Origin of the sequence: Acinetobacter sp. YH12128, from assembly GCF_013418655.1 — a bacterium.
In the GTDB taxonomy this organism is placed as follows: domain Bacteria; phylum Pseudomonadota; class Gammaproteobacteria; order Pseudomonadales; family Moraxellaceae; genus Acinetobacter; species Acinetobacter amyesii.
This window is the reverse complement of sequence record NZ_VPBO01000017.1, coordinates 1-13,179: the sequence shown is the minus strand read 5'-3', so window position 1 is coordinate 13,179 and position 13,179 is coordinate 1. Positions and strand designations below refer to the sequence as shown.

At 40.0% G+C, this 13,179-nt stretch carries 13 protein-coding genes and 1 pseudogene; 9 read left to right on the top strand and 5 right to left on the bottom strand.

The features are described 5' to 3' along the window. Window positions 1-7 precede the first annotated feature (7 nt). From cyoE to alr, 8 genes are all read left to right on the top strand, one after another. Complete coding sequence (gene cyoE, locus FTU64_RS10160) at window positions 8-886, top strand: heme o synthase (RefSeq protein ID WP_180059704.1); 879 nt, start codon at window positions 8-10, stop codon at window positions 884-886. A 101-nt stretch (window positions 887-987) separates the two neighbouring features. Further along, on the top strand, window positions 988-3,105 hold the full coding sequence (locus tag FTU64_RS10155) for a hypothetical protein (protein WP_180005231.1): 2,118 nt from the start codon (window positions 988-990) through the stop codon (window positions 3,103-3,105). 6 nt (window positions 3,106-3,111) lie between these two features. Further along, window positions 3,112-3,900 carry a DUF3142 domain-containing protein gene (locus FTU64_RS10150; RefSeq protein WP_180040406.1) on the top strand — a complete coding sequence of 263 codons (789 nt, stop codon included), beginning with the start codon at window positions 3,112-3,114 and terminating at the stop codon, window positions 3,898-3,900. Window positions 3,901-4,057: 157 nt separating this feature from the next. Continuing rightward, window positions 4,058-4,444: a 30S ribosomal protein S6 gene (rpsF, locus tag FTU64_RS10145; protein WP_004696436.1), complete on the top strand. Its 387-nt coding sequence runs from the start codon at window positions 4,058-4,060 to the stop codon at window positions 4,442-4,444. Window positions 4,445-4,456: 12 nt separating this feature from the next. Then, window positions 4,457-4,684: a 30S ribosomal protein S18 gene (gene rpsR, locus FTU64_RS10140; protein WP_004278792.1), complete on the top strand. Its 228-nt coding sequence runs from the start codon at window positions 4,457-4,459 to the stop codon at window positions 4,682-4,684. Between the two features lie 9 nt (window positions 4,685-4,693). Next, on the top strand, window positions 4,694-5,140 hold the full coding sequence (gene rplI, locus FTU64_RS10135; RefSeq protein WP_078188585.1) for a 50S ribosomal protein L9: 447 nt from the start codon (window positions 4,694-4,696) through the stop codon (window positions 5,138-5,140). A 238-nt stretch (window positions 5,141-5,378) separates the two neighbouring features. After that, complete coding sequence (gene dnaB, locus FTU64_RS10130) at window positions 5,379-6,818, top strand: replicative DNA helicase (RefSeq protein ID WP_111884293.1); 1,440 nt, start codon at window positions 5,379-5,381, stop codon at window positions 6,816-6,818. A 48-nt stretch (window positions 6,819-6,866) separates the two neighbouring features. Continuing rightward, window positions 6,867-7,940, top strand: coding sequence for an alanine racemase (gene alr, locus FTU64_RS10125; RefSeq protein ID WP_180059703.1), 1,074 nt, complete (start codon window positions 6,867-6,869; stop codon window positions 7,938-7,940). 96 nt (window positions 7,941-8,036) lie between these two features. Here the strand turns inward: alr and FTU64_RS10120 are convergent, their stop codons facing one another. The 4 genes from FTU64_RS10120 to FTU64_RS10105 are packed head-to-tail and all read right to left on the bottom strand — an operon-like array spanning window position 8,037 to window position 11,737. Continuing rightward, window positions 8,037-8,771: a proteasome-type protease gene (locus FTU64_RS10120; protein WP_180023501.1), complete on the bottom strand. Its 735-nt coding sequence runs from the start codon at window positions 8,769-8,771 to the stop codon at window positions 8,037-8,039. A 17-nt stretch (window positions 8,772-8,788) separates the two neighbouring features. Then, window positions 8,789-9,568 carry a transglutaminase family protein gene (locus FTU64_RS10115; protein WP_180055887.1) on the bottom strand — a complete coding sequence of 260 codons (780 nt, stop codon included), beginning with the start codon at window positions 9,566-9,568 and terminating at the stop codon, window positions 8,789-8,791. Continuing rightward, complete coding sequence (locus FTU64_RS10110; protein WP_180055886.1) at window positions 9,565-10,167, bottom strand: alpha-E domain-containing protein; 603 nt, start codon at window positions 10,165-10,167, stop codon at window positions 9,565-9,567. Before FTU64_RS10110 ends, FTU64_RS10115 begins: the two co-directional genes overlap by 4 nt. A gap of 22 nt (window positions 10,168-10,189) precedes the next feature. Beyond that, complete coding sequence (locus FTU64_RS10105; RefSeq protein WP_180055885.1) at window positions 10,190-11,737, bottom strand: circularly permuted type 2 ATP-grasp protein; 1,548 nt, start codon at window positions 11,735-11,737, stop codon at window positions 10,190-10,192. 260 nt (window positions 11,738-11,997) lie between these two features. On the opposite strand from FTU64_RS10105, the gene FTU64_RS10100 reads away from it, so the two are divergent. Continuing rightward, entirely contained in the window at window positions 11,998-12,996 is a 999-nt protein-coding gene (locus FTU64_RS10100; RefSeq protein ID WP_180051117.1) for a YafY family protein, read from the top strand. A 91-nt stretch (window positions 12,997-13,087) separates the two neighbouring features. On the opposite strand, the pseudogene FTU64_RS10095 reads toward FTU64_RS10100, so the two are convergent. Continuing rightward, window positions 13,088-13,179 (bottom strand): annotated as a pseudogene (locus FTU64_RS10095) (IS5/IS1182 family transposase); the annotation flags it as partial.

The following is a 13,179-nucleotide window of genomic DNA, read 5'->3' as shown; positions in this document are numbered from 1 at the left end:
GGTCGTCATGCTGAAAAAGTATTTATTCCTGACTAAACCAGGAATTCTCTTTGGTAACTTTGTTACCGCTTTGGGTGGCTACTTTGTAGCTGCCCAAGGTTCTGTAGATTTCCTTCTGTTGCTTCTTACCCTCTTAGGCACCCTCTTTGTGGTCGCTTCTGGATGTGTTGTCAATAACGTTATTGACCAAGACATCGACTCAAAAATGCAACGCACACAAAATCGTGCGATGGTTAAAAAATCAATTTCGATTCCTGTTGCTTTAGTTTTTGCTTTAGTTTTAGGTGTAATTGGTTTTAGCATTTTATGGTTCTGGGTAAATGCTTACGCTTTTCTTTTTGCTGTTATTGGTTTTGTCGTATACGTTGGTTTTTATAGCTTATGGACAAAACGAACAACAATCCATCAAACCATTATCGGCAGTCTTTCTGGCGCAGCGCCACCTGTAATCGGGTATACGGCTGTTGCAAACCAGTTTGATTTAGGTGCATTACTGATTTTTATTGGTTATGCATTTTGGCAAATGCCTCATTCTTGGGGAATTGCAGTTTACCGATTTGATGACTACAAAAATGCAGGAATTCCAATTTTACCTGTAGCACGTTCAATTCACCGTACCAAGGTTGAATCTTTGGTTTACGTGTTTTTGTTCTGCATCACCATGAACGGTTTATTCTTTTTTGGTTATGCGAATTGGATTTATATGATTGTCCTAAATGCCTTAAGTCTGTATTGGATTTATCTGACCATTCAAGGATTCAAAGCTGAAGATGATCAAATTTGGGCAAAACAATATTTCATGTTTTCAGTCAAATTGATCACAGTGATTAGTTTAATTTTTAGTTTTACTTCCACTACTCCTCTAAAGCCAATTGTATTTTTTTAAAAAAGATAGAGTTTTACTCTATCTTTTTTATTTATGAATAGCTTCAAACCCTAAGCCCAACTTGATACCATTGCACACACAACTATAATTAACTGTGCCTTATGTCATATCAAAAAAAATTTATTCACTCTGCCCTTTTCACATCGAGTATTCCATTCGGTATTTTCTTTAGTATGCAAAGTCATGCAGGCATGGATATTTATTGTGAACCGTCGACACTTATTCAAACCAATGCTTATACCGCATGCGATGAACTCCCTGCGCTCACACCTGCAAATGACAATCAAACCAACATGCTGCTGTTGCTTAGCGATTTAGGTATTGCCAAATTTAATATTCATGAAGATAAATCCACACTTTGGCGAACTAGCTACAGCAAAGTTCCATTTGAAGTTTCCAGTATCATGAGCACTAGCAGCAATAAACTGCCGAATGCACGTAAACCTTTAAAAACACCTGATCTAAGTTTTAACGAACATTGCAACAGCATTCAAAATGGCGCACAAGCCTTTATTGAACAAGTCAAAAAGGACAGTAAGCTTTCAAGTAGTGAAAAAGACACCCTGATTCGCGAACGTCAGAAAATTAATGATTGCGACAATAAACTAACTTTGCTAAGCGTAAATCCAAATTGGTCAGTATCTGCACGCCAATATGCATCGTATTTAAACGCCACAATTTCGTTTTACAATGCTAACTTTTCCACAGCGACTAAGATTTATTCAGTATTAACTAATGTGTATCAACCTTGGCTGAAAGAAACATCACAATATATGTTGATTCGAAGTGCTTTAAATGAGGCTTATCAAAGTGGTTTAGGTGAATATGGCGATTTAGATCATGACAAACTCAATCAAAGTTTATTAACCAATTTTTTCAATAATATCACCCAGTACTTTAAGCTCTATCCCCAAGGTCAATATGCCGCAAGTGCACGCGGTTTATTAAGACGTGGATTTTGGCTCAGTGGAAAACATGATTTACTGATTAATGAATACGTATGGCAAATCAATAATCCTAAATCCAGCGTTTATAACTTAGAGCTGCCAAATCTACCCTATGAATTAGATCGTCATGTATTTCAAAGTAAGCGTCTGAATGTCAAAAATTTGAAAGATCCGTTTTTCCTCACTATCTATGATCTGATGCACATGCGGAAAATACAAAGTTCCGATGATATTGTCATTTCCTGGGCTGAGTTAAACGCACAGAAAAATTATTTTAAAGATTCACCAGAACTGTTCCAGTATTTGCAGGCAAATCACTTATTTTATGTGCAAAACAAAGCACAAGAAGCACTCAAATATCTGCCACAACAAGTACCGAGCAGCATCAACAGTTACCTACAGTTGAGTCAGCTACTACTTAAAGGCCGCATTCTGGAAGCTAGTGGGCGAAATCAAACCACTCAAAAATATTGGGAAAACCTACTTTCCATCAGCAAAACCGCCGAACAACGTGGATTGGCTGAACTTATGCTCTATCGCTACTATGCTCAACAGCAAAATACTGCACAATTTATTGGTTCTTCAGCCAAAATCAAGCAAGCTTATCTACAGCAACAATATTTAGTCGATGCAGCGAATGAACAAAGTTTAATGTCTGTGGTCAAAAATAACGTGGCCACGCAAGATCAAAAAAATGTTGCGCTTTATACCCTACTAAATAAGTCATTGGCTTATCAAAACTTTGATTTATTTAACCAAGCGTATCGTGAATTACCAAGCAACGCGGCTCAATTTAATACTGAACAAAACACTGCGGAGAAGTTTCGCAATCAGCCATCATTTGCAAATTTCTTATGGAAAGGTGCAAGCGTGAGCAATTCGATTAAATGTCCTGACTTGGCAACTTTGACCCAACAATTGCAAGTCAACCCAAAAGACCTGAGCCTTAATTTATGCTTAGGTGAATATGCGCGTAGTTCACAAGCCTATACCATACTAAATCTCAACTACCTGCCTGATCATTCACTGCAAAGTTTCAAGGGTACTTATTTTGCCCGTGGCGATGTATATAAAAACATTATTAAAACAGGGACAAAATCTGAATTAACGGCTTATGCGCTGTACCGTGCCATTCAATGTTATGCGCCAAGTGGCAATAATGAATGCCAAGACAAAGATGTAAATAAGTCGGTTCGAAAACAATGGTTTGATCAAATCAAACGCGACTATCCAGAAACCAGCTGGGCTAAATCTCTAAAATATTATTGGTAATTGATGATGATTTTGCAGGTGATCAAGTGGTCAAGAACATTTCGACTTTTGCTTATCTTGAGTATAGGTTTGTGCTCTGCTTGCACACCTGCCCAATCTGGAAAAACACAACAGGCTCAAACCAAATTACAGCAACGTGTTGATGCAGCACATTATTCAAGTTTTTGGATTTGGGGCAATATTTCTAGTAGCCCCTACTTACAGCAAGCCACGGAGCTCTATATTTTACAAGGTGAATTGAATTGGAATAAACCTTTAAAACGATCCGAGTTTATCCCTCAAGGCATTCAAGTCCTCCATAAACCACAGCAGAAAATTTGGATTGTAATCCGTAGCCATCATTTACAATGGTCAAATAGCAATATTCAGCAAATTTTGCAGCGGCTAAAACATTGGGAAAATAACGGCAATCAGATCCAAGGCTTACAAATCGATTTTGACGCAAAAACTAAAAACATTCATCAATATGCCTTATTCCTTGAAAATATACGAAAGCAACTACCTCAAAAATATCGTTTAAGCATTACTGGTTTAATGGATTGGACAAATATTCAAGATCAGCAAACGCTCAGTGTTTTGCGACGCAATATTGATGAGATCGCTATTCAAACTTATCGTGGTAGTGTCACGATCGAGAATTACACGAGCTATTTGAATAAAGTCTCAAAATTGAAACTACCTTATAAAATAGGCCTTGTACAAAATGGCCTTTGGCACGCACCTCAACATTTAATTAATGATCCTTATTTTAAAGGTTATGTGGTGTTTTTATTGCGTACCGCTAATCGGCCTTAAACCATAAATAACTCAAGCATTTTAAATCCATGCCTTGTATTTCAAACCTAAACGCTCTAAAATTCACGCTTCGCAATTATTGCGACACAACTTTGGTTGTGACTCCTTGCTTCAATCAATTAATGATTGGGGCTGCCTAAACCGTAAGGAGCTGACAATGCGTCACTACGAAATCGTACTATTGGTACATCCAGACCAAAGCGATCAAGTTGTGGGTATGGTAGAACGTTACCTAACTCACATCAAAGAAGCTGAAGGTCAAATCCACCGTCTTGAAGACTGGGGTCGTCGTCAATTGGCTTACCCAATCAACAAGATCCACAAAGCTCACTACATTCTTATGAATGTTGAGTGTGGTCAAACTACTCTTGATGAGCTAGAAGAATTGTTCCGTTACAACGATGCAATCATTCGTAGCCTTATCATCCGTCGTGAAAACGCTATCACTGAAGAGTCACTATTGGCTAAGAGTGCTGAAGAAAAACGTGCGCGTAAAGCTCAACGTGAAGAAGCACAACAAGCTCAAGACTCTGCTGAAGCATAAGGAGAACATAACATGGCACGTTTTTACCGTCGTCGCAAGTTCTGCCGCTTTACAGCTGAGAACGTTACGTACATCGACTACAAAGATATCGACACTTTAAAACAGTACATCACTGAAAACGGCAAGATTGTTCCTAGCCGTATTACAGGTACTAAAGCTCGTTACCAACGTCAATTAGCGCTTGCTATCAAACAAGCTCGCTACTTGTCTTTGATCCCTTACACTGACAATCATAAGTGAGGTTGAGCTGTGGATATTATCTTATTACAACGCATTAAAAACCTTGGTAAATTAGGCGATAAAGTTTCAGTTAAAGCTGGTTACGGCCGTAACTTCCTTATCCCTCAAGGTAAAGCAGTTGCTGCTACTGAAGCTAACACTGCTGCATTTGAAGCTCGTCGTGCTGAACTTGAGAAACAAGAAGCTGAAGTATTAGCTGCTGCTCAAGCACGTGCTGACCAATTGAACGAAGTTAACATCGTGATCACTGCTAAAGCTGGTGACGAAGGTAAACTATTCGGTTCTATCGGTACTCGTGACATCGCTGACGCGTTAACTAATGCTGGTCTTGTTGTAGACCGCGCAGAAGTTCGTTTACCAAATGGTGCGCTTCGCAACACTGGTGAATTCAACATCGCAATCCAATTGCATCATGATGTTGTTGCAGAAGTTCTAGTTACTATCGTAGCTGAGTAATTTCTTGCAAAGAAAAGAGCATGCTTACGCATGCTCTTTTTTTATCTGTAAAAAATAGTGCTCCAACTTTTTTATATTTTTAACTCTTCATTCAATTCAATGTATGACGAATTAATCGGAAATACTTGTTCGCATTTCTGTAGAAAACGCCTATCATTTCAGTTCAATGAAGAGTTGAAAAAACTGTAATTAGCACCCATTTCCATCACATTAAATGGTTTCAGCATCAGGGATTTTTATGTCACAGGCGAATGCCATCAAGCCAAACTCTACGCCAACAGCAAAAACCACAGAACAAAGTTCGTTGAAAGAGTTTCGTACCCCACCCCATAACCTTGCGATTGAACAAGCCGTGCTTGCTGCACTGATGACCGTTGCAGAATCTTTTGAGCAAGTGGGTGATGTACTGACTGAAGCTGATTTTTATGCGACCCGTCATAAATATATTTTCCGTGCCATCGACCAGTTATCAAAAGATAGCTCACCTTATGATGCGGTCTTGGTCAATGACTGGCTGATTAAACAAAACTTGCTCGATGCTGCAGGTGGCGAAGAATATCTGATGCAACTCATGTCAGATTCACCTTCAAGTTTCTATAACCTTGAAACTTATGCTGCAAAAATTAAAGAATTTTCCACTTTACGCAGCATGATTAAAGTCAGCTCGGAGATTTTACAAAATGCCTATGACACCAAAGGTCGTACGGTCAGTGAAATTTTAGATCTAGCAGAAACCAATATTTTCTCGATTGCCGAACAACACAACAATAACGCCAAAGCACAAGGCCCTAAAGCCATTAACTCTGTCGTTGCCAGTGTTTTTGATAAGTTGAATGAACTTTCACAAACTGAAGGTAGTATCACGGGTTTAACTACTGGATTTGTTGAACTTGATAATAAAACCTCAGGTATGCAAGCAGGCGATTTGATTATTGTAGCGGCTCGTCCATCGATGGGTAAAACTACTTTTGCCATGAACTTGGTTGAAAGCGTGCTGTTTAATAACAACCTGCCCGCTCTGGTTTATTCCATGGAGATGCCTGCAGACTCAATTGCCATGCGTTTGATATCCTCATTCGGTCGTGTACACCAAGGGCATTTACGTGCAGGTAAAATGGATGCTGATGAATGGTCAAAAGTCACCAGTACCATTGTGCATCTCCAAGAAAAGAATTTGTATATCGATGACTCATCTGCACTTCCTCCAACGGAAGTACGTGCCCGTGCGCGACGCATTGCAAAAATGCATGGCGGTAAACTCGGCTGTATCATGGTAGATTACTTGCAGCTTATGAAAGTACCCGGTATGGGCGATAACCGTGTTGGCGAGATCTCGGAAATTTCCCGAAGCTTAAAGGCACTGGCTAAAGAAATGCACTGCCCTGTAATTGCACTGTCTCAGTTGAACCGATCACTGGAAAACCGCCCTAATAAACGCCCAGTGATGTCCGACTTACGTGAATCGGGTGCGATCGAGCAGGATGCCGATTTGATCATGTTTATTTACCGCGACGAGGTTTATAACAAAGAGTCTAAAGAAGCAGGTACTGCAGAAATTATTATTGGTAAACAGCGTAACGGTCCAATTGGTACTGTGCGTCTTGCCTTCGAAGGTCAATACACAAAATTTAGTAACCTCTCCCCTGAGTTTTATGCTCAGTATGATGATGAAGAGTAAAGACTCTTTATCATCCATTAATTCATCGACCCTGTAGGAGTATTTAGGGTGCGCCAAGCTACAGTTTATATTGATCAACAAGCACTTCAATATAATTTAAACCGTGTCAAACAACTTGCCCCAACCGCTAAAATTGTAAGCATGGTGAAAGCCAATGCTTATGGACATGGAGTTAAAGACTGCTTAGCAGCCTTAAAAGACAGTGATGCCTTCGGTGTTGCTTGCCTAGAAGAAGCCTTAGAAATTCGTGAGTTGGGTTATGAACAACCCATTACGTTGATTGAAGGTATTTTCTCAGATAATGAAATGCAAATTATCATCGATAAAAAAATTGAATGTGTAGTGCATCATCAGCAACAACTAGATTGGTTACGTGCGCATAAAGATGCCTATATCGCTCAAGGTCTAAAAGTTTGGGTCAAACTCAACAGCGGTATGAACCGTTTAGGCTTTAAAGTGCCTGAAATTATTGATGTCATCAATGCATTAAAGGCGGAAGGTTTTACTTGCGTACTGGCGATGCACTTTGCCAATGCCGACGCAGAAAATCATCCTTTAAATGACCAACAACGTGAACAATTCTTACACGTAAAAGAAGCTTGTGCGCCAATCATGGGTTCGTGCTGTAACTCGGCTGCGATTTTCAAATGGCCAGAACTGAATTTTGATTTTGTTCGCCCAGGCATCATGCTATATGGCGCGACACCTTTCTCAGACCGTTCTGTAGAAGCATTAGATCTTAAACCGGTGATGACCTTTACCGCTGAAGTGATTGCTTTAAATACCATTCAAGCTGGTGAATCTGTGGGTTATGGATCGACTTTCGTTGCAGAACAAGAAATGAATCTTGCGATTGTGTCGATTGGTTATGGTGACGGTTATCCACGTGCCTTCCCTAAACAAAACTATGTATCCATCCATGGACAGAAAACGCGTGTGATTGGCCGTGTTGCCATGGATATGATTGCGATTGATATCACCGGTATGCATGCACCGATAGGCACTGAAGTTGAGCTTTGGGGCAAAGATCGTCTGGTTGATGACGTTGCAGAAGCGAACGGAACCATTGGCTATGAATTATTATGCCGTATGAGCGCGCGCCCTGTACGTAAATTAGCTTAATTACGCCAAATCAAAAAGCCCAGATCAAATCTGGGCTTTTTTTTATCTCGCTTTTTTTATTCACTTTTTAAATTGATCGATTTGTTGATCAAATGGTTATTGAAAATAGTCAGCTGTTGGTTTTGCCAATTCAATCAAACCCTGACGCAATGCTTCTGACCAGCCTTTACTGATCATGGTGAAATATGGGTCCTCTTCATAAATGCGCTTACCATTTGGTATTTCTAAACTGTCCTTTTTATAAACCAAAGCATCTAAAGGCATACCTACAGATACATTTGAGCGTATCGTTGAATCAAAAGAAATTAAGCTACAACGCATTGCTTCATCGAGTGGCATATCGTAACGCAAAGTTCGGTCGAGTATCGGCTTACCATATTTACTTTCTCCAATTTGAAAATATGGGGTATCCGGTGTCGCACAAATAAAATTACCTTGCGGATAGATATTATATAGCTGCATATCAGCGCTACCAATTTGACCACCTACTAATAAACTACAGTAATAATTACTTTGTTCTAAAATATCTGAGGTGACATCAGAGATAACTTTTTTTAAGGTATGCCCGACCAATTCAGCCACTTCGAACATCGTATTTACACTATATAAATTCGGCTCTTGTTTGACCTCTAGCTGATTTTGTAAATGCCCGATGACCGCTTGTGTTGTGGCTAAATTTCCAGAGGTTTGGATGGTAATAAATCGCTCACCCGCAATACCAAAGGTATAAAGTTTACGAAAAACTGAAATATGGTCAACTCCTGCATTTGTACGTGTATCACTGACAAACACCATGCCATCTTTTAATCGTAATGCACAACAATAGGTCATTTTTATCCCTCAAATGATTAACAACTCAACACTTGTACAATTGAGCTCATTGACTCAGTACCACCTTTATCACGAACGCCTCGAACTGGAGCTACATCCCAGTAGTCCCGCCCAATCGCAACATAAATATGTGATTGTGGTGTAAATAGCTGATTACTGACATCAAAACAATACCATTTATTTTCGATATAGACTTCTACCCAAGCGTGACTGGCAAGGTGGCTACTATTCGGCACAAATAAATACCCAGAAATATAACGTGCAGGAATACCCAAATAGCGACACATTGCGATCATGACATGGCTATGATCCTGACATACCCCTTGCTTATGATGAAAAGCATCAATCGCTGAAGTATGTACCGATGTTTGATTCGATACATAGGGAATATGCGCCAATATCGCTTCAGCCAAACGAATCAGATTGGCACGATTGATACGAGGGACATAGCAATCGGCAAAACTTTTCATGTGAATATCGTACTGCGTACTCGGCGTTGGCTGTAAAAACAATTTCGGGTTTAAATCATCTGAATTTGAATCTGTTGAATTCAAATTCATCTCTACGATGCCCTGCGCCATAATGGTCATTTGCAGATAAGGTTCGCGCTGAGTTGTGGTCAACCACACATTACCAAAAGTATCCAATTGCATATCACGCTGCCCCGGCACACTCACATCCCAATTTTGCACCTGTTGGTGTGCATTGGTGGACGGGGTCATTTTGATATATTGAATGCTTCTGTTTACCACATCAGTGTAAACATAATGGGTCTGATGGTTGATCATGAGCCTCATACAGCCACCTCAAACATATTTTGGATATGATCACTGAAATGGTAGAAGTTTTGGCTATTCGGCTGCTGTTTAAGTGCCAACCATGCCTCTTGCACGCTTTCCCATCCAAACTGAACCAAAGCCATGACAATATGTTCAATCTTCGCTAGGGTGTGTTGAATGTCCTGCTGCATGCGTAACTGGCGATCAAGCTGCTCTATGGCTTGTCCTAAACTAAAAAATAAAAATACATCTTCAGATTCGGACTCTAAAACATCTTGGCAATCTGTTACCACGTCACAGATATAACCTGGGTTATCACTCGCATTACGAATTAAACGGCTGAGTTCTGCATAACTTTTTGCTGAAAGTACACCCCTTAAGTCCTGAATATTACTTTGCGCATATTGAAATTGGCTGGAAAATGACGCCGGCTGCTCCGCATTTAAAACTAACTCATTCATTGAGTCGGCATCAAATGCTGGCAAACAAAAAGCGTGTGCATAGCTCAATGCCGTATCAACATCTTGAAAAGGGAAAATACTGCATAAATATTGAGTACGTGCTAAATAACGCCCCAACCAAAAAATATGTTCTGCATTACTGTTTAATAAAATCATGTTTTGCTCCTTCACTGGAGTGCTATGAGCGTAAATCGTCTACTACCCACGTATCTTTAATGCCGCCGCCTTGAGAAGAATTCACTACCAATGAACCTGCTTGCATCGCGACACGAGTTAAGCCACCCGGTACAATTTCAGTTCGATATGGTGAACTCAGTACAAATGGGCGTAAATCGATATGGCGTTCCGAAACACCCGCCTCACTTAGGGTTGGGCTGACAGATAAATTTAAAGTCGGCTGTGCAATATATAAATGTGGTGCTGCGGCCACTTTATCTTTAAAGCTATTTAATTCTTGTAAAGAAGCTTGTGGACCGATCAGCATGCCGTAACCACCTGAACCCTGCGCTTCTTTGACCACCAATTTTTCGATATTCGAGAGCACATAATCCAATTCGTTCTGCTCACGACATTGATAGGTCGGCACATTTTTCAGGATCGCTTGTTCGCCTAAATAGAAATGAATCATTTTATCCACATATGGATAAATCGATTTATCATCTGCTACGCCTGTTCCCGGTGCATTTGCAATGACCACATTATGTTGCATATACGCTGACATGAGCCCTGCTACGCCCAAAGTACTGTCAGGTTTGAAACATAATGGATCGAGAAAAGCATCATCCACACGACGATAAATTACATCAACCTGTTGTCGGCCTTTAATGGTTTTCACATAAACCTTATCGTTTTCTACATAAAGGTCACGCGATGTCACTAAGGGTACATCCATCTCCCTTGCCAAAAAAGCATGTTCATAATAAGCACTGTTAAAACTCCCTGGGGTTAAAACCACGATAAACGGGTTATCGACGTAGGCATTTTCTGCAAGAATTTCACGTAAAAGCTGCGGATACTGCTCAATCCCCATGATGTTGCTTTGCTGGCAAAGTTCAGGCATCAGTTTTTGACTGATCTTACGGCTTTCTAGCATATACGACACACCAGACGGTGTTCTAAGATTATCCTCAAGGACGTAAAATTCGCCTGATTGATCTCGGATGATATCAATGCCACTGATTTGGCTATAAATTTTACCTTTTAGCCCATGCATATACATTTGTGGCAAATAGGCTTCATGGGTTAAGACTTGCAGTTCAGGAATAATTCCTGCTTTTAAAATATCTTGTTGATGATAGACATCATGTAAAAACAGATTGAGTGCTTTCACGCGCTGTGCGCAGCCTAGAGATAAATTATTCCATTCCTTTCGTGCAATCACACGCGGAATAAGATCATAAGGTATGGTGCGTTCAATGCCCTCATCTTCGCCATACACTGTAAAAGTAATGCCTTCATAGAGAAAATGTTGTTTTGCAACCTGATTTAGTTGCTTCAATTCATCAAGCGTATGCTGTGATAACCACTGCTCTATCCGTTGGCATGATTCTTTAGCTACCGTTTTGCTGTCGCGCATTTCATTAAAAAAATCCGAATTGAATTGATTAAACAGCGCATATCCTCGAGCAAGTGGTAAAATTTTTAATGTAGAGACAGAAGTATTAACCAACTTTGCCTCATAACCCTCAATTCCATTTGAAGTTGTATTACGATTTTCTTTCAGCATAGCAACTCCATGTTTTTGTCATGTTTTGTAAATAAGATAAAGCAATATATATGCCATCAATACATATGCTGCTTCTCTTTGATTATTTATGCATCATTTTTACAAAGTGGTACAGCATGTAACTGCTCAAGTTGTGTCAAATTGCGTTATTAAAATCATCTTAGTTTTTTCAGATGAAGACTTGCTTAACGCAGGAAGATTTCTTATTGTGTCCCACAGCATCATTTTATTCATTTAAGTCCAAGTTCAAGCACTAGATTATGTCTTCACAAGAAAAAGAAACGTCGAACAGCCTCTATCGTCAGTGGCAAATTCTTTCACGGCTGTCCACAGGTAAGTGGATGGGTACCCGTGAATTACAAGAAATACTGAACCGTGAAGGTATTGATATCAGCCTACGCACCATTCAGCGCGATTTAAATCAAATTTCTCTGCGCTTCCCGATCGAAAGCAGTAAAACAACTCCGCAAGGATGGCGTTGGCGTTCAGATGCACCGATTCAAAGCTTGCCACATATGACCAGCTCGCAAGCGGTCACCTTTATGATGGTGGAGGAGCATCTAAAGCATTTGCTTCCACCGAGCTTAATTGAAGAAATGAATCCTTGGTTTGACCTCGCACGTCGAAGTCTGTCGTCGCAAAATAATGTCCGTCAGTGGATTAACCGCGTGCGTATCGTACCAGCAACTCAGCCATTAATTCCTCCTGTGGTTGAAAAAGCTGCACAGCAATCGATTTATGAAGGCTTACTACAAGACAAACAACTTGAATGTCTATATCAAGGTCGTGGACAACAAAGCGAAGAAAAGACCTATATTTTAAATCCACTGGCGTTGGTCCAAAAAGGTGCGATTATTTATTTGGTATGCACCCGTCATGACAAAACGGACATCCAAACCTTTGCTTTACATCGTTTTAAATCAGCTACGGTCTTAAATTCACGTGCATTACATCCTGTCGATTTTGATATTGATGCCTATATTGACTCTGGAGCGCTTGGTTTCCGCGTGGACTTCAATAAGCCGACTGAAATGATTCAACTCAAATTAACCATGTCGGAATCAGAAGCAGTTTATTTTGAAGAAAGTCAGCTAAGTAAAGATCAAGTGATTCAAAAAACCGAAGATGGCTGGGTTGAAGTTAGTGCAACAGTACCATTTACCTCTCAGTTAACATGGTGGCTGCGTAGTTTTGGGAAAAAGATTCAGAAAATTGAACCTGAAGAAGTCGCTATAGTTGTACAACAACGCAATGATTAAACCGATCTAAGGTTTTCTGCTACCTTAAATACTAACTAATGTTACGCACATAAAAGTAGGGTGTGTTGACATTTACAGCCGATAAATTGAGCTAAAGAGGCAACCATATAAATATACAAGCTAAAGCAACAGCGCTTTGATAGTTACGTTTTAGCTTATCGTATCTTGTGGCAATTCCTCTAA